The organism is Ectopseudomonas guguanensis (assembly GCF_900104265.1).
Classification (GTDB): domain Bacteria; phylum Pseudomonadota; class Gammaproteobacteria; order Pseudomonadales; family Pseudomonadaceae; genus Aquipseudomonas; species Aquipseudomonas guguanensis.
In genome coordinates this window covers 38,381-55,303 of sequence record NZ_FNJJ01000018.1, presented here as the reverse complement: position 1 = coordinate 55,303, position 16,923 = coordinate 38,381, and the positions used below count along the sequence as shown (strand labels likewise).

General features: G+C 63.4%; 16 protein-coding genes. 3 read left to right on the top strand and 13 right to left on the bottom strand.

Annotation, left to right across the window (positions count from 1 at the left end; genetic code table 11):
- Positions 1–47: 47 nt before the first annotated feature.
- The 3 genes from rpoD to rpsU all read right to left on the bottom strand — a co-directional run bounded on the left by rpoD (position 48) and on the right by rpsU (position 4,313).
- Positions 48–1,895 (bottom strand): RNA polymerase sigma factor RpoD, encoded by a 1,848-nt coding sequence (gene rpoD / locus BLS61_RS22105; RefSeq protein WP_024309708.1) that lies wholly within the window; start codon positions 1,893–1,895, stop codon positions 48–50.
- 67 nt (positions 1,896–1,962) lie between these two features.
- Positions 1,963–3,966, bottom strand: a complete 2,004-nt coding sequence (dnaG, locus tag BLS61_RS22100) for a DNA primase (protein WP_090434797.1) — start codon at positions 3,964–3,966, stop codon at positions 1,963–1,965.
- A 131-nt stretch (positions 3,967–4,097) separates the two neighbouring features.
- Complete coding sequence (gene rpsU, locus BLS61_RS22095; protein ID WP_003290642.1) at positions 4,098–4,313, bottom strand: 30S ribosomal protein S21; 216 nt, start codon at positions 4,311–4,313, stop codon at positions 4,098–4,100.
- Positions 4,314–4,516: 203 nt separating this feature from the next.
- On the opposite strand from rpsU, the gene tsaD reads away from it, so the two are divergent.
- The gene (gene tsaD, locus BLS61_RS22090; protein WP_090434794.1) at positions 4,517–5,542 is read left to right on the top strand and encodes a tRNA (adenosine(37)-N6)-threonylcarbamoyltransferase complex transferase subunit TsaD; all 1,026 of its coding nucleotides are present in this window, start codon (positions 4,517–4,519) and stop codon (positions 5,540–5,542) included.
- A 92-nt stretch (positions 5,543–5,634) separates the two neighbouring features.
- Here the strand turns inward: tsaD and plsY are convergent, their stop codons facing one another.
- Positions 5,635–6,204 (bottom strand): glycerol-3-phosphate 1-O-acyltransferase PlsY, encoded by a 570-nt coding sequence (gene plsY / locus BLS61_RS22085; protein ID WP_090434791.1) that lies wholly within the window; start codon positions 6,202–6,204, stop codon positions 5,635–5,637.
- A 74-nt stretch (positions 6,205–6,278) separates the two neighbouring features.
- Between plsY and folB the strand changes: the two genes are divergently transcribed.
- Positions 6,279–6,635, top strand: a complete 357-nt coding sequence (gene folB / locus BLS61_RS22080; protein WP_090434788.1) for a dihydroneopterin aldolase — start codon at positions 6,279–6,281, stop codon at positions 6,633–6,635.
- The gene (folK, locus tag BLS61_RS22075) at positions 6,626–7,153 is read left to right on the top strand and encodes a 2-amino-4-hydroxy-6-hydroxymethyldihydropteridine diphosphokinase (protein ID WP_090434784.1); all 528 of its coding nucleotides are present in this window, start codon (positions 6,626–6,628) and stop codon (positions 7,151–7,153) included. The genes folB and folK overlap by 10 nt, the downstream gene beginning before the upstream one ends.
- A 207-nt stretch (positions 7,154–7,360) precedes the next feature.
- Here folK and BLS61_RS22070 read toward each other — a convergent pair whose 3' ends face one another.
- The 9 genes from BLS61_RS22070 to rsmA all read right to left on the bottom strand — a co-directional run bounded on the left by BLS61_RS22070 (position 7,361) and on the right by rsmA (position 16,828).
- Complete coding sequence (locus BLS61_RS22070) at positions 7,361–8,590, bottom strand: multifunctional CCA addition/repair protein (protein WP_090434781.1); 1,230 nt, start codon at positions 8,588–8,590, stop codon at positions 7,361–7,363.
- A 130-nt stretch (positions 8,591–8,720) separates the two neighbouring features.
- On the bottom strand, positions 8,721–9,233 hold the full coding sequence (locus tag BLS61_RS22065) for a hypothetical protein (protein WP_090434778.1): 513 nt from the start codon (positions 9,231–9,233) through the stop codon (positions 8,721–8,723).
- Between the two features lie 61 nt (positions 9,234–9,294).
- Entirely contained in the window at positions 9,295–10,860 is a 1,566-nt protein-coding gene (locus tag BLS61_RS22060) for a SpoVR family protein (protein ID WP_090434775.1), read from the bottom strand.
- 10 nt (positions 10,861–10,870) lie between these two features.
- Complete coding sequence (locus tag BLS61_RS22055; RefSeq protein ID WP_090434772.1) at positions 10,871–12,142, bottom strand: YeaH/YhbH family protein; 1,272 nt, start codon at positions 12,140–12,142, stop codon at positions 10,871–10,873.
- A gap of 84 nt (positions 12,143–12,226) precedes the next feature.
- The gene (locus BLS61_RS22050) at positions 12,227–14,149 is read right to left on the bottom strand and encodes a PrkA family serine protein kinase (RefSeq protein WP_090434769.1); all 1,923 of its coding nucleotides are present in this window, start codon (positions 14,147–14,149) and stop codon (positions 12,227–12,229) included.
- Positions 14,150–14,433: 284 nt separating this feature from the next.
- Positions 14,434–14,763 (bottom strand): thiosulfate sulfurtransferase GlpE, encoded by a 330-nt coding sequence (gene glpE / locus BLS61_RS22045; protein ID WP_090434766.1) that lies wholly within the window; start codon positions 14,761–14,763, stop codon positions 14,434–14,436.
- Between the two features lie 21 nt (positions 14,764–14,784).
- On the bottom strand, positions 14,785–15,609 hold the full coding sequence (locus BLS61_RS22040) for a symmetrical bis(5'-nucleosyl)-tetraphosphatase (protein ID WP_090434763.1): 825 nt from the start codon (positions 15,607–15,609) through the stop codon (positions 14,785–14,787).
- Positions 15,609–15,989 carry a Co2+/Mg2+ efflux protein ApaG gene (gene apaG / locus BLS61_RS22035; RefSeq protein WP_090434760.1) on the bottom strand — a complete coding sequence of 127 codons (381 nt, stop codon included), beginning with the start codon at positions 15,987–15,989 and terminating at the stop codon, positions 15,609–15,611. Before apaG ends, BLS61_RS22040 begins: the two co-directional genes overlap by 1 nt.
- 29 nt (positions 15,990–16,018) lie before the next feature.
- Positions 16,019–16,828, bottom strand: coding sequence for a 16S rRNA (adenine(1518)-N(6)/adenine(1519)-N(6))-dimethyltransferase RsmA (rsmA, locus tag BLS61_RS22030; protein WP_090434757.1), 810 nt, complete (start codon positions 16,826–16,828; stop codon positions 16,019–16,021).
- Positions 16,829–16,923: the final 95 nt, after the last annotated feature.

The window sequence follows — 16,923 nt, the reverse complement described above, 5'->3', positions numbered from 1 at the left end:
AGGCAGGCCTGAAGCAAAACCCCCGGCCTGGGCCGGGGGTTCTGGTATCACTCGTCGAGGAAGGAGCGCAGGTGCTCGCTTCGCGTCGGGTGGCGCAGCTTGCGCAGCGCCTTGGCTTCGATCTGGCGGATACGCTCACGGGTGACATCGAACTGTTTGCCCACTTCCTCGAGGGTGTGGTCGGTGTTCATGTCGATACCGAAGCGCATGCGCAGGACCTTGGCTTCACGGGCGGTGAGGCCGGCCAGCACTTCGCGAGTGGCCTCCTTGAGGCTTTCGACGGTGGCCACGTCGATCGGGGACTGCATGGTGCTGTCCTCGATGAAGTCGCCCAGATGCGAATCTTCGTCGTCGCCAATCGGGGTTTCCATGGAGATCGGCTCTTTGGCGATCTTCAATACCTTGCGGATCTTGTCCTCGGGCATTTCCATGCGCTCACCCAGCTCTTCCGGAGTGGGCTCGCGACCCATTTCCTGGAGCATCTGACGGGAGATGCGGTTGAGCTTGTTGATGGTCTCGATCATGTGCACCGGGATACGGATGGTGCGCGCCTGGTCGGCGATCGAGCGGGTGATCGCCTGGCGGATCCACCAGGTGGCGTAGGTCGAGAACTTGTAGCCGCGACGGTATTCGAACTTGTCCACTGCCTTCATCAGGCCGATGTTGCCTTCCTGGATCAGGTCGAGGAACTGCAGGCCGCGGTTGGTGTACTTCTTGGCGATGGAGATGACCAGACGCAGGTTGGCCTCGACCATTTCCTTCTTGGCGCGGCGAGCTTTCGCTTCACCGATGGACATGCGACGGTTGATGTCCTTGATCTCGGCCAGGCTCAGGCTGCACTCGGCTTCCAGGTCGGCCAGCTTCTGCTGGCAGCGCTGGATGTCGCCCTGCAGGTTGCCCAGGGCTTCGGCGTACTTGGCCTTGCCCTTGGCCAGGTCGGCGGCCCAGTCCATGTCGATTTCGTTGCCCGGGAACAGGCGCAGGAAGTCGGCACGCGGCATGCGCGCATCACGTACGCACAGCTGCATGATGGCGCGCTCTTGCGCACGCAGGCGGTCGAGGGCATCGCGCACCTGGGTAACCAGGGCGTCGTACTGCTTGGGCACCAGCTTGATCGGCATGAACAGCTCGGCCAGTGCGGCCAGCTCTTCGGTGGCCTGCTTGCTGCCGCGACCGTGCTTCTTCAGGGCCTTCTGGACTTTTTCCTGCTGCTCGGCCACGGCGGTGAAGCGGCGAGCCGCTTCTTCCGGGTCCGGGCCGCCATCGCCTTCTTCTTCCTCGTCGTCGCCGCTCTCGTCTTCTTCGTCGTCGTCGCTTTCTTCAGCGGCGGCGCCTTCCTTGACGGGAACGGGGGCGGCGGCTTCGTCGGGCACGCTGCCGTCATCCGGGTCGATGTAGCCACTGAGGACTTCGGCCAGGCGGCCGCCTTCGGTGGTGACGCGGTTGTACTCGGCGAGGATGCCTTCGACGGTGCCGGGGAAGTGAGCGATGGCGCTCATGACTTCGCGGATGCCTTCCTCGATGCGCTTGGCGATTTCGATTTCGCCTTCGCGGGTCAGCAGCTCCACGGTACCCATTTCGCGCATGTACATGCGCACCGGGTCGGTGGTGCGGCCGATATCGGTCTCAACGGCGGCGAGGGCGGCAGCGGCTTCTTCGGCTGCAGCCTCGTCGGTGTCGGCTTCGGCCAACAGCAGGGCGTCCGCATCCGGAGCACTCTCGAATACGTTGATCCCCATGTCGTTGATCATGCGGATGATGTCTTCCACCTGTTCCGGATCGGAAATGTCTTCCGGCAGGTGGTCATTGACCTCCGCGTACGTCAGGTAACCCTGCTCGCGACCACGGCTGATCAATTCTTTCAAACGAGATTGCTGTTGCGCTTTTACGGACATAACACCCTATCCACTGAAGGTCTTGGCGGGCTGAAAACAAGCCGAGGATTATACCTCAGTTTGGGCTTTAGGCGCCAGTTGGGGACTTGCTGCTCGGCGAGGCGGTCAGGCTGTAGTGCTCTCTGAGCAATGTCTTCTCCTCGTCTGTGAGCTCGCTGGGGCTTTTATGAAGGATGCTGCGGAGCGCCTTTTCACGCCGCCTCTGCGATTGACTGTGTGCAAGTGTAGTAATGGTGTCGAAAAACTGCTGTTCAAGGTTGTCGCCCCGGATCAGCCATTCCTTCTCTGCCAGGGCCCGCAGCAGGCGTCCCTGTTCGGTACCGTGCCAGCGGGCGATCAGTTGCAGCGAACGCAGGTTGGGCGTTTTCTGCAGGGCACCGACCAGCGCCACGAGAAGCTGCGCGTAGGTGTCATCTTCGTCGGCGAAATGGCTGACATCTTCGACCTTCTGCGCCAGTTGTGGGTGGTGCAGCAAGGTGCGCAGGGCGATCAGGTGTGGTGATTCGACGCTCACCGCGGTACGCGGGGCACGTGGCGCGAAATCGCCCTTGCCCTTCTTGTTCCACTTGCCGCTGCCGTCTTTTTTCCAGCTGCCTTTGCCGCCTTCGTGGCTGCGTTCGTAGTGTTGCTGCTGGGGCGGGGCGGGCTGCTCGTAACCGCCGACATCCGGCAGGCTGTCGTAGTAGGCGCTGTCGGGGATGTCGCCGTAATCCGGGTAGTCGCTGCTGAACGCGTGGCTGGGCGTGCTGGGCGCATGGCTGCGCGGGGCGCTGGCAACCTGGCTCATGGCTTCGCCGGAAAGACCGGTGATCTCGCTCAGGCGCTGGCGCATCAGGGCACGCAGGTTGTTGCCGGGAATCTTGTCGATCAGCGGCGCTGCCAGGGTCACCAGGTGCGCCTTGCCTTCCAGCGAGCGCGGGTCGGCCTCTTCGCAAAGCTGCTGGAAGAAGTAGTCAGCCAGCGGCTGGGCATGCTGGTTGATGCGTGCGCGGAAGGCATCGGTGCCTTCGGCGCGTACCAGGGTGTCCGGGTCTTCGCCTTCGGGCAGGAACAGAAAGCGCGCGCGGCGACCGTCCTGCAGGCTTGGCAGGGTCGACTCCAGGGCGCGCCAGGCGGCATTGCGCCCGGCGGCGTCGCCATCGAAGCAGAACAGCACGCTGGGCACGATGCGAAACAGACGCTTGAGGTGTTCTTCGCTGGTGGCCGTACCCAGGGTCGCCACGGCATTGCGCAGGCCCTGCTGGGCCAGGGCGATGACGTCCATGTAGCCTTCGACCACCATGATCTCGTCGAGATCACGGTTGTGCTTGCGCGCCTCGTACAGGCCGTAGAGTTCCTGGCCCTTGTGGAATACCGGGGTTTCCGGGGAGTTCAGGTACTTGGGCTTGTCGTCGCCCAGTACACGGCCGCCGAAGGCGATCACCCGGCCGCGGCTGTCGCGGATGGGGAACATGATGCGGTCGCGGAAGCGGTCGTAGCGCCGGCCGTTCTCGGCGTTCTCGATCAGCAGGCCGGCGTCGATCATGACTTTCTGCTGCAGGGCGTCGGTGCCCAGTTGCTTGAGCAGGTTGTCCCAGCCGGGCGGGGCGAAGCCGAGGCCGAAGTCGCGAGCGATTTCACCGGTCAGGCCGCGGCCCTTGAGGTAATCCACGGCGTACTTGCGCTGCGGATGGCTCTTCAGGGCCTGGCGATAGTGCTCGGCGGCGGCATTGAGCAGCGGGTAGAGCGGCGAGTCCACCGGTTGGCGTGGCGTGCGCCCGCGACCGCCTTCCTCGCGCGGCACGTCCATGCCGGCGCGCTTGGCCAGCTCCTCGATCGCCTGGGGAAATTCCAGCTGATCGTGGTCCATGACGAAGCCGAGGGCGTTGCCGCCGGCGCCGCAACCGAAGCAGTAGTAGAACTGCTTGTCCGGGCTGACGGTGAAGGAGGGGGTCTTTTCCTTGTGGAACGGGCAGCAGGCGCTGTAGTTCTTGCCGGTCTTCTTCAGCTGGATGCGCGAACTCACCACATCGACGATGTCGGTGCGGTTGAGCAGGTCATCGATGAAGGACTGTGGAATCAGGCCGGCCATAGACGCTCAGCATAGTCGCCCGCGTGGGCACTCAGAAAGCAGAAAACTCCGCCGTTCACCTGAGGTGAGGCGGAGTTCCTGAAAAAGCAATGCCCGACCAAGGCCGGGCATTCGGGCATCACGCGTACTGATTAGTACAGGCGGACGCTGCGACGCTGCTCGCGCTGCACTTTCTTGGCGTGACGCTTAACAGCGGCAGCGGCCTTGCGCTTACGCTCAGCGGTCGGCTTTTCGTAGAATTCGCGGCTGCGGACTTCAGCCAGTACACCGGCTTTTTCGCAGGAGCGCTTGAAACGACGCAGGGCTACGTCGAAGGGTTCGTTCTCTTTAACTTTGACGGCTGGCATCCAGGTCGTACCTATCTTTAATTACCGGGGTGAACGCGTTCCCGGCAAATGGCTCGGGTTGCGTCGGTTTTTAAGGGTTGCGGATGTTACCGCCTCGGGCCGAGGAATGCAAAGCCCTCTGATCGAAAAGCGCTGGCCGCTCCGCCGGGCGGCGCTTATCATGCGCGCCTTTGTTCCACGCGGCAAACCAAGGTTCAAGCTCCATGCTCGTACTGGGATTGGAAACTTCCTGCGATGAAACCGGCGTCGCGCTCTACGACAGCGAGCGCGGCCTGCTGGCTGACGCCCTGTTCAGCCAGATCGACCTGCACCGTGTGTATGGCGGCGTGGTGCCCGAGTTGGCCTCGCGTGATCACGTCAAGCGCATGTTGCCGCTGATTCGCCAGGTGCTGGATGAAGCCGGCAAGCAGGCCAGCGATATCGATGCACTGGCGTACACGGCCGGCCCTGGCCTGGTCGGGGCGCTGCTGGTGGGCGCCTCCTGCGCGCAGGCGCTGGCATTCGCCTGGGGCGTGCCGGCCGTCGGTGTGCACCATATGGAAGGTCACCTGCTGGCGCCGATGCTGGAAGAGCAGCCGCCGGCCTTTCCCTTCGTCGCCTTGCTGGTGTCCGGTGGCCACACCCAACTGGTGCGGGTCGATGGCATCGGCCAGTACCAGTTGCTCGGCGAGTCGCTGGACGATGCCGCCGGGGAGGCCTTCGACAAGACCGCCAAGCTGATGGGCCTGAATTACCCCGGCGGTCCGGAGATCGCCAAGCTGGCCGAGCAGGGCACGCCGGGGCGCTTCGTCTTCCCGCGACCGATGACCGATCGGCCGGGTCTGGATTTCAGTTTCAGCGGCCTGAAGACCTTCGCTCTGAATACCTGGCAGCAATGCCGCGACAACGGCGACGACCTCGACCAAGCCCGTCGCGACATCGCGCTGGCCTTCCAGCAGGCGGTGGTTGAGACTCTGACCATCAAGTGCAAGCGTGCGCTAAAGCAGAGTGGGCTCAAGAGCCTGGTGATCGCCGGCGGGGTGAGTGCCAACAAGGCGCTGCGCGAGCATCTGGAAGGTATGCTGGGCGAGATGAAGGGCAAGGTGTTCTATGCGCGTCCGCGTTTCTGCACCGACAACGGCGCGATGATCGCCTATGCCGGTTGCCAGCGTTTGCTGGCAGGGCAGCATGAAGATCTGGCGATCAAGGTGCAGGCGCGCTGGCCGATGGAGTCGCTGCCGGCGCTGTGAGCGCCCCAAGGGATTTACGCGTAGGAGCGAGCTCTGCTCGCGAACCGAAAAATTCGCGAGCAGAGCTCGCTCCTACAGTTTTTGTTATCGAATCAAAAACGCCGTTCGCGTCCGGCGAACAGATCGCGCAGGTTGCTGCGGTGGCGCCACACGATCAGCCCGGTCAGTACGCAGGCCGGCAGCAGGGCCGCCGGTTGTTGCCAGGCCAGCAGCGGTAGCGTCAGCGGCGTGGCGATCAGCGAGGCCAGCGAGCTGGTGCGGGTCAGCAGGAATACCAGCGCCCAGGCCGCCAGCGCGAGCAGGGCAGCCGGTGGATAAAGGCCGAGCAGCATGCCGGCGGCAGTGGCGACGCCCTTGCCGCCGCGAAAACGGAAGTACAGCGGGTAGAGGTGGCCGATCACCGCTGCCAGGCCGACCCAGGCCTGCTGATGCAGGCTGAGGCCGAGCAGCTTGGCGATGAGGATCGGCAGCAGGCCCTTGAGCAGGTCGCCGATCAGCGTCATGACGGCCAGTTTCTTGCCTGCCACGCGCAGCATGTTGGTGGCGCCAGGGTTGCCCGAGCCGCTGGCACGCGGGTCCGGCCCGCCAGCGAGTCGGCTGAGCAGGATGGCGAAGGACAACGAACCGAGCAGGTAGGCAAGGACTGCCAGAAGCCAGAACATGGTGGCCATTCCAGGGCATGGGGTGGCCCGATTCTAACGAGGTGCAGCGCCCTTGTCGTGGCGCGGAGAGTGCGGTGGACAGAGTATTTATCGAGGGGCTGGAAGTCGACACGGTGATCGGCGCCTACGATTGGGAGCGCGATATTCGCCAGTGCCTGCGCCTGGACCTGCAGATGGCCTGGGACAACCGCCCGGCCGCAGCCGGTGACGACCTCGAGCTGGCACTCGACTATGCCAGCGTGTCCACGCGTATCCAGGCCTTTGCCGCCGAGTCGCAGTTCATTCTGGTCGAGACCTTCGCCGAGCGTCTGGTGCAGACCCTGATGGAAGAATTCAGCATTCCCTGGATTCGCCTGAAGCTGACCAAGCCCGGCGCAGTACCGGCCGCACGTGGCGGCGTGGGTGTGGAGATCGAGCGCGGATGCCTCTGACTCGGGTCTATCTCGGCCTCGGCAGCAATATCGAGCGCGAGACTCATCTTGTCGCCGGGCTCGATGCACTGGCCGGGTTGCTCGGCGATATGCGCTGCTCGCCGGTCTTCGAAAGCCATGCGGTGGGCATCAAGAGCGGCAACTTCTTCAATCTGGTGGTGGTGGGCGAAACCGATCTGCCTTTGCCGGAGCTGGATCGCCGGCTCAAGTTCATCGAGGCCGATAACGGCCGCTACGCACCGGAGCGCAAGGGTTTGCCTCTGGATATCGATGTGCTGCTGTATGGCGAGCAGGTCGGCAACTTCAACGGCCTGATCCTGCCGCGCGCGGAAATCCTCAAAAATGCCTTTGTACTCTGGCCGCTGGCTTTGCTCGCGCCACAAGTGTGCCACCCGGTCGATGGTCGCTCGTTCGCCGAGCTGTGGGCGTCGGCGCAGATCGATCAGCAGCTATGGCCAGCCGCCTTCCAGTGGCGCGGCGCCGAGTTGACCCCGGCCGAGTTGCTGGTCTCTGCGTAGCCCGGATGCAATCCGGGGGGCTGGCCTCAGCGCGCTCTTCGTAGCCCGGATGCAATCCGGGGCATCGGCAGCACCTGTCTCCCGGATTGCATCCGGGCTACGTGGACTGTTGCAGGTGCTCGACCTGTAGGAGCGGATTCATCCGCGAAAAGGCGGGCCGCGGAGCTGTGATGATCGCGGCTGAAACGGAATGCCGCCCAGCCGCTCCTACGAGGCGTGCTGCTGTCTGTAGGCCTTGAGTGCCTGCAGGCGCTCGCGGTTGAGCGCTTCGCCCAGCTCCGCACCCTTGAAGCCCTTCTCCAGTAGCGGTTTGACCGCCACCTGCCGTGCGGCCTCGGCGGCGCCGAGCAGGTAGGCGGCCTGTGGGTACTGGCGCTGCTCCAGGCCCTTACGACCACGCGCATCCATCTCGCAGGCGGCGACGAACTCGGCGAAGCGTTGCGGGCGGCGGAACACGTCGAAGCGTTGCAGCAACTCCAGCAGCGTCGACGGGCGCAATTCCAGTGCGCGGTGGCCATGGGTATGGAATTCGCCCACCAGCAACGCCAGCTCGGCGCAGTCGCGCGGCGCCTTGCAGCGTTCGTTGATCGCCTGGATCAGGCGCAGCCCCTTGTGTTCATGGGCGATATGGCGCGGCCACTCAGCCTCCGGCGTCAGGCCCTTGCCGACATCGTGCAGCAGGCAGGCCCAGCGTACGTTGAGCGGCTGCTCGTGCTCCGCGCACTGGCGCAGCACGCCCAGCACGTGCACGCCGGTATCGATCTCAGGGTGGTGCGCCTGCGGTTGCGGCACGCCGAACAGCTTGTCCACTTCCGGTAGCAGCGCCGCCAGCGCGCCGCAATCGCGCAGCACCTGGATGAACACATCCGGGCGCGGCTCCATCAGCGCGCGGGAGATTTCCTTCCAGCTGCGCTCGGCTGTGAGGTGGCTGAGCTCGCCGGAGTCGGCCAGTTGGCGCATCAGCTCAAGCGTTTCTGGCGCGACGCTGAAATCGAGCGGGGCATAGCGCGCCGCGAAGCGGGCGACACGCAGTACGCGCAGCGGGTCCTCGGCGAAGGCCGGGGACACGTGTCGCAGGACGCGTGCCTGGAGGTCCTGCAGGCCGCCATAGGGGTCGATCACATTCCCTGCGGCGTCCTCGGCCATGGCGTTGACGCTGAGGTCGCGGCGGATCAGGTCGTCCTCCAGCGTGACGTCCGGGCTGGCATGAAAGGTGAAACCGCCATAGCCGCGGCCACTCTTGCGCTCGGTGCGCGCCAGGGCGTATTCCTCACCGGTCTGCGGGTGCAGGAACACCGGAAAATCGGCGCCCACCGGGCGATAACCGAGCTCCAGCATCTGCTCTGCGCTGGCGCCGACCACGACCCAGTCGTTCTCGGTGACGGGACGGCCGAGCAGGCGATCACGCACTGCCCCGCCGACTTTGTAAATCTGCATGTGTGTTCCTCCGCTGAGCGCAGAGGATACCGAAGATCGCGCAAGGCTGCGTCGTGCTACGGCGTCGCCAGGGAGGTAGCCCGGATGCAATCCGGGACGTTCGCGCGGATATCCCCGGATTGCATCCGGGCTACGGTGTGGCTTGCGGGATCTGATCGGTCAGCACTTGCACGGCGCGCTCCAGCAGCTCGGCACTGTCGCGCGCAGGGCTCAGACCGGTGCTGATCACGCCCTCCCAGAGGATGCGCTGGTCGAGGTCGGTCAGGCGCAGGCGCAGGGTGCCGGTCTCGTCACGCAAGCGATGGATGGCCTGGTAGGGGCCGAGCGGGTCGGGCGGCGGCGTGTCGACCTTGAACAGCAGCGGGCCGTCCTGCACGGCCAGCCAGTAATAGACGCGCAGCTGTGGCTGCTGGCTTTCGTGATAACCGCGGGTGGACAGCCCGTGGCGCAACAGGTGCGGTAACTGGCGATAGCGTTCGGGGAAGGGCGCTTCGCCCTCCAGGCTGGCCTGCGGGTCGATCAGTTCGAAGCCATGACGCCCGGCCAGCGAGGCATCGGCAGGGCTGAGGATGCGCGCCTGGGGCACATGGCTGGAGCAGGTGGCCAGGCCCAGGCATAGCAGAATGACGAGAAATAGGCGCATGCACGGCGTCTCGCGGAGTCTGCCTGCGATGCTGAGGGGCAGGGCCACGGCCGGCAACCGATCAAATGGGTGGAATGATCAGATCCAGCCGCGGGTAGTCGCCTTCTCCTTCCGCGCTGCCCCGTGGCGGCACGTGCTGCGTGGTGATCAGCTGGTCGCCCTGACACACCTCCAGGTGGATGTCGAAGCCCCATAGCCGGTGCAGGTGCTTGAGCACTTCGCCGGTGGAGTCGCCCAGTGGTTTGCGGTCGTGCTGCTGGTGGCGCAGGGTCAGCGAGCGGTCGCCGCGGCGGTCGATGTTCCAGATCTGCACGTTGGGTTCGCGATTGCCCAGGTTGTACTGCGCTGCCAGCAGCTCGCGGATGGTGCGGTAGCCGGGCTCGTCATGGATGGCCGGCACCAGCAGCTCGTCCTTCTGGTCGTCATCGAGGATGCCGAACAGCTTGAAGTCGCGAATCACCTTGGGCGAGAGGAACTGCAGGATGAAGCTCTCGTCCTTGAAGCTGGTCATGGCGAACTTGAGGGTGGTCAGCCAGTCGCTGCCGGCGATGTCGGGGAACCAGCGCTTGTCCTCTTCGGTAGGGTTTTCGCAGATACGGCGAATGTCGCGGTACATGGCGAAACCCAGGGCGTAGGGGTTGATGCCGCTGTAGTAAGGGCTGTCGAACGGCGGCTGGTAGACCACGCTGGTATGCGACTGCAGGAACTCCATCATGAAGCCGTCGGTAACCAGACCCTCGTCGTACAGGTCGTTCATCAGGGTGTAGTGCCAGAAGGTGGCCCAGCCTTCGTTCATCACCTGGGTCTGGCGCTGCGGGTAGAAGTACTGGGCGATCTTGCGCACGATGCGGATCACCTCGCGCTGCCAGGGCTCCAGCAGGGGCGCGTGTTTTTCCAGGAAGTAGAGGATGTTTTCCTGAGGTTCGGCGGGGAAGCGCTTGCTGTCCTTGCCGCCGCCCTTGTCCGCGTTTCTGGGAATGGTGCGCCACAGGTCGTTGATCTGCTTCTGCAGGTGTTCCTCGCGGTCCTTCTGCCGCCGTCGCTCCTCTTCGGCGGAGATGGGGTAGGGGCGTTTGTAGCGGTCGACACCATAGTTCATCAGCGCATGGCAGGAATCGAGCAGCTCCTCCACGGCATCGATGCCATGGCGCTCTTCGCACTGCATGATGTACTGCTTGGCGAACACCAGGTAGTCGATGATCGAGCTGGCGTCGGTCCAGGTGCGGAACAGGTAGTTGCCCTTGAAGAAGCTGTTGTGGCCGTAGCAGGCGTGGGCGATCACCAGGGCCTGCATGCAGATGGTGTTTTCCTCCATCAGGTAGGCGATGCACGGGTCGGAATTGATCACTATCTCGTAGGCCAGGCCCATCTGACCGCGCTTGTAGCCTTTTTCGGTGGCGAGGAAGTGCTTGCCGTAGGACCAGTGGTGATAGCCCAGCGGCATGCCGACCGAGGCGTAGGCATCCATCATCTGCTCGGCGGTGATCACTTCGATCTGGTTCGGGTAGGTATCCAGCGCATAGCGTTCGGCGATGCGCGCGATTTCCTTGTCGTATTGGCGGATCAGATCGAAGGTCCATTCCGAACCGGTGGAGATCGGCTCGCGCTTTCTCGTACTGGCATTCATGGCTTGGCCCTCAACTCACCAGGCGACGCTGGAACAGTTCGCGGAACACCGGGTAGATGTCCGCGGCGGACACCAGTTGCTGCTGGGCGAAGCTGTCGGCGAAGGCTTCGGCTACCTGTTCGTACTCGAACCACAGCGCCTGGTGCTCGCGTGGGGTGATCTCGACGTAGGTGAAGTACTGCACGAACGGCATGATCTGGTTGATCAATATATCCCGGCACACCGGAGAGTCGTCGTTCCAGTTGTCGCCGTCCGACGCCTGGGCGGCATAGATGTTCCATTCGTTGATCGGATAGCGCTCGGCCATGACTTCCTGCATCAGCTTCAACGCGCTGGAAACGATGGTGCCGCCTGTTTCGCGAGAGTAGAAGAATTCCTCTTCGTCCACTTCCTTGGCGCTGGTGTGGTGGCGGATGAACACCACGTCGATCTTGTCGTAGTTACGCTTGAGGAACAGGTACAGGAGGATGAAGAAACGCTTGGCGACGTCCTTGGTGGCCTGGGTCATGGAGCCGGACACGTCCATCAGGCAGAACATCACCGCCTTGGAGCTGGGGTTGGGCTGCTTGGTCAGCAGGTTGTACTTGAGGTCGAAGGTATCGAGGAAGGGCACGCGATGGATACGTGCGCTGAGCCGTTCGATTTCCTCCTGAATGGCCTGGATATCGCCGAAATTGTCCGGCTCCTCACGCCGCAGGCGTTCCAGCTCGGCCTTGGCTTCACGCAGTTTGGTGCGGCTGGAGCCGGACAGGGCGATGCGCCGCGCATGGGCCGAGCGCAGGGTGCGTACGATATTGATGCGTGAGGGGTTGCCTTCGTTGCTGATGCCCGCGCGCACGGTCTTGAAAGTGTCGGCTCCGGTGAGGTGGCGCTTGACCAGGTTGGGCAACTCCAGGTCCTCGAACATGAAGTCGAGAAATTCCTCCTGGGTGATCTGAAAAACGAACTCGTCCATGCCTTCGCCGGAGTTGCTCGCCTTGCCGCTGCCTCGCCCGCCGCCACCGCCTTGCGGGCGTGGAATGCGTTCGCCGGTAGTGAATTCCTTGTTGCCGGGGTGGACGATGGTCTGCTTGCCGCCACGGCCATGGTGCAGCACCGGCTCGTCGATATCGCGGCCGGGAATGCTGATCTGTTCGCCGTGCTCCATGTCGGTGATGGAGCGCCGGCTGACGGCTTCCTCCACCGCCTTCTTGATGTGTTCACGGTAACGCCGCAGAAAGCGCTGGCGATTCACCGTGCTCTTGTTCTTGCCATTCAGGCGCCGGTCGATCACATAACTCATACGAGCCCTCCGGGCGCTGCAGGCCACAGGCTGCAGGCTGCAAGCGCTTTCGCCTGGAGCCTGCAGCCTGTGGCCTGAGGCCGCTTATTGCGATTTACGTACCCGCAGGTACCACTCGGAAAGCAGGCGCACCTGCTTCTCGGTGTAGCCGCGCTCGACCATGCGTTTGACGAAGTCGTTGTGCTTCTGCTGATCCTCCTTGCTGCCCTTGGCGTTGAAGCTGATGACCGGGAGCAGATCCTCGGTGTTGGAGAACATCTTCTTCTCGATCACCACGCGCAGCTTCTCGTAGCTGAGCCAGGTGGGGTTCTTGCCGTTGTTGTTGGCGCGGGCGCGCAGCACGAAGTTGACGATCTCGTTGCGGAAGTCCTTCGGGTTGCTGATGCCGGCCGGCTTCTCGATTTTCTCCAGCTCCTCGTTGAGGGCCATGCGGTTGAGGATTTCACCGGTTTCCGGATCGCGGTATTCCTGATCCTGAATCCAGAAGTCGGCGTACAACACGTAGCGGTCGAAGATGTTCTGCCCGTACTCGCTGTAGGACTCCAGGTAGGCGGTCTGGATTTCCTTGCCGATGAACTCGATGTAGCGCGGCGCCAGGTATTCCTTGATGTAGCGCAGGTAGCGCTCGCGCACCTCGGCGGGGAACTGTTCCTGCTCGATCTGCTGCTCCAGCACGTAGAGCAGGTGCACCGGGTTGGCGGCCACCTCGTGCGGGTCGAAGTTGAACACCTTGGAGAGGATCTTGAAGGCGAAACGGGTCGACAGGCCGTTCATCCCTTCGTCGACGCCGGCGCTGTCGCGGTACTCCTGGATCGACTTGGCTTTCGGGTCGGTATCCTTGAGGTTCTCGCCGTCGTAGACGCGCATCTTCGAGTAGATGTTGGAGTTTTCCGGCTCCTTGAGGCGGCTCAGCACGCTGAACTGGGCGAGCATCTTCAGGGTATCCGGCGCGCAGTGCGCCTTGGCCAGCGAGCTGTTGATCAACAGCTTGTCGTAAATGCGGATTTCGTCGGTGACGCGCAGGCAGTAGGGCACCTTGACGATATAGATACGGTCGATGAAGGCTTCGTTGTTCTTGTTGTTGCGGAAGCTGTGCCATTCCGATTCGTTGGAGTGGGCCAGCAGGATGCCGCTGTAGGGAATCGCGCCAAGGCCCTCGGTGCTGTTGTAGTTGCCTTCCTGGGTTGCGGTCAGCAACGGGTGCAGCACCTTGATCGGCGCCTTGAACATCTCGACGAATTCCATCAGACCCTGGTTGGCCCGGCACAGCGCGCCCGAGTAGCTGTAGGCGTCGGCGTCGTTCTGCGGGAATTCCTCCAGTTTGCGGATATCCACCTTGCCGACCAGGGCGGAGATGTCCTGGTTGTTCTCGTCGCCCGGCTCGGTCTTGGCTACGGCGATCTGGTTAAGGATCGACGGATACAGCTTGACCACGCGGAACTGGCTGATGTCGCCGCCGAACTCCTGCAAGCGCTTGGTGGCCCAGGGCGACATGATCGAGTTGAGGTAGCGCCGTGGGATGCCGTAATCCTCTTCGAGGATGGCGCCATCTTCGGTGGCGTTGAACAGCCCCAGCGGCGATTCGAACACCGGCGAGCCCTTGATGGCGTAGAAGGGCACCTTCTCCATCAGCTGCTTGAGCTTTTCGGCCAGCGAGGATTTACCGCCACCCACCGGACCCAGCAGGTAGAGGATCTGCTTCTTCTCCTCCAGACCCTGAGCGGCGTGGCGGAAGTAGGAGACGATCTGGTCGATGCACTCTTCCATGCCATGGAAGTCGGCGAATGCCGGATAACGGCGGATCACCTTGTTGGAGAAGATGCGTGACAGGCGGGGGTCGCTGGAGGTGTCCAGCAGTTCCGGCTCGCCAATGGCCATCAGCAGGCGCTCGGCCGCAGTGGCGTAGGCGCTGCGATCCTGCTTGCACAGTTCGAGGTACTCCTGCAGCGAGTACTCCTCCTGGCGGGTCGCCTCGAAACGTTGTTGGAAGTGACTGAAAATGCTCATGACTTCACCTCGCTCGATGCTGAAAGCTGGCTCGGGGATCGGTCGTGCATGCAGGTGCTGGGTGGCGCCGGCTCCGCAGAAGCCGGGAACTATCCCCCAAAACCTAAAAGTCGTTACCGATGGCCCGATGCCGGTTGGCCGGCTCTACCTTCAGTGGGATGGCCTGAGTAACAGAATAGTTCGTTCTGCTGTGCGTCAAGGGCGAGACAACGATAACTGGATGTTACCGTGCGTCGGGAAGTGGCGGCAGGCCAGAGCGGGCGCGGCCTGCCGCGTGAAGAAATTTATTCTTCGGAACTTTGCGCCGTCTCGCCTGGGTAGGTGGCGCGCCACAGTTCGAAACCGCCGTCGAGGCTGTACACCTCGGAGAAACCCTGGCCCGCCAGATAGGCGGCGGCGCCCTGGCTGGAGTTGCCGTGGTAGCAGGATACGATCAGCGGCGCGTCGAGGTCGGCGTGGGTGATGAAATCGTGCAGGGAGTGATTGTCCAGGTGTCGTGAGCCGCTGATATGACCGTTGGCGAAGCTCTGCGGGTCGCGGATGTCGACCACCACCGCGCCGTTGCTGCGCAGCTCCTGGGCCTGTTGCGGGGAAATACGCTTGAATTCGCTCATGTTCGGGACCTTCAAGTGATTCTAAGGGCGCTCTTTGGGGCAGGTGCAGCGATGAAGTTCGCCGCTGTCGACGTCCAGCAGGGTCATCGCACCGCCCCAGACGCAGCCGGTATCCAGGGCATGTAGGCCTGGCTCGCTGCAGTTGCCTTCCAGCGCCGCCCAGTGGCCGAAGATGATCTTCTCGCCGCGCATCTTGCGCTGCGGGTGGCTGAACCAGGGGGCGAAGCCGGGCGGCGCGCTGCCAACGCCTTCCTTGCTCTTCAGATCCAGCGTGCCATCGGCGGTGCAGAAGCGCATGCGGGTGAAATAGTTGGTGATGACCCGCAGGCGGGTCACGCCGTGCAGGTCCTTGCTCCACTTGGCCGGCTCGTTACCGTACATGCCATCGAGAAACAGTGGCAGGCGGGCATCGTCGCGCAGCACTTCCTCGACTTCGGCGGCGCGCTTGAGCGCCTTGGCCAGGCTCCATTGCGGCGGGATGCCGGCATGCACCAGGGTCACCTTGCGCTCGGCATCGTGGTGCACCAGCTTCTGCATGCGCAGCCAGTCGAGCAGATCGGCGCGGTCCGGTGCGTCGAGAATTTCGCTCAGGGTGTCGCCCTTCTTCAGGCGCTCGATGTTGTGCGCGACCGCCAGCAGGTGCAGGTCATGGTTGCCCAGCACGCAGATCAGGGCGTGGCGGATGGAATAGAGAAAGCGCAGGGTTTCCAGCGACTGCGGGCCGCGGTTGACCAGATCGCCCACCAGCCACAGCTGGTCCCGTGCGGGGTCGAATGCCACCTGCTCGAGCAGGCATTTGAGCGGATCCAGGCAGCCCTGCAGGTCGCCGACGGCATAGACGGCCATCAGTGAAGGGCTCCCGGTACTGCGAGGCGGAAGGGGGCGATGATCGCGTCGAAGCGTTTGCCGTCCTCGGCGAGCATCTGGTAGCTGCCCTGCATGGTGCCGACCTGAGTGGCCATGACCGTACCGCTGCTGTAGGTATGGCTGGCGCCCGGCTCGATATGCGGTTGCTGGCCGATCACCCCCGCGCCGCGAACTTCCTGCACACGGCCGTCGCCGTCGGTGATGATCCAGTGACGCGACAGCAGCTGGGCTGGCAACTCGCCATTGTTGACGATGGTCACGGTGTAGGAGAACGCATAGCGGTTCTGCTCCGGCTGCGACTGTGCAGCCAGATAGCGGGTGGTGACGCTGACGTCGATCTGATAGCGAGGGTCGGACATGCAGGAAATCCGTTTAACGTATTGGCAGTTTAGTCCTGTGCGGACGAGGGCTGCAGGGCGAGCTGATCGGCCAGACGAACGAAGGCAGCCAGGTCCAGCTGTTCCGGTCGCAGGCTGCCGTCGACCCCGGCCGCTTCGATGGCCTCGGCGGGTAGCAGCTGCTTGAGCGTATTGCGCAGGGTCTTGCGGCGCTGGTTGAAGGCTTCGCGCACCACGCGTTCGAGCAGGCGGTGGTCCTTGGCCGGATGTGGCAGGGTTTCATGCGGCACCAGGCGCACGATGGCCGAGTCCACCTTGGGTGGCGGGTTGAAAGCGCCGGGGCCGACGTTGAACAGATGCTCCACGCGGCAGTGGTACTGCACCATGATCGACAGGCGACCCCAGTCGCCACCGCCCGGGCCGGCGGCCATGCGCTCGACCACTTCCTTCTGCAGCATGAAGTGCATGTCGCGAATCAGCGGGGCGTTGTCCAGCAGGTGGAAAATCAGCGGCGTGGAGATGTTGTAGGGCAGGTTGCCGACGACGCGCAGGCTGCGTGGCGGCGCTTCGAGGCGGGCGAAGTCGAACTTCAGTGCGTCGCCCTGATTCAGGCGAAAGCGCGGATTGTCGCCGAACTTGCCTTGCAGGATGGGGATCAGGTCGAGGTCGAGTTCGATCACGTCGAGCTGCGCACCGCTGCCGAGCAAACCCTCGGTGATGGCGCCCTGGCCGGGACCGATTTCCAGCAGGCGCTCGTCTTCCTTGGCGCGAATGGCGCGCAGGATGCGGTCGATCACTCCGGCGTCATGCAGGAAGTTCTGGCCGAAGCGCTTGCGCGCGCGGTGTTGGTATTCGGACATGTGCGGCTCCGCGCAGCGCCTCGAGGTGCAGTGCTCGAGGCTGGATGCAAAAAAGAAAGTCGCACAGTCTACCAGCGAATGGAGCCTCCGGCGCG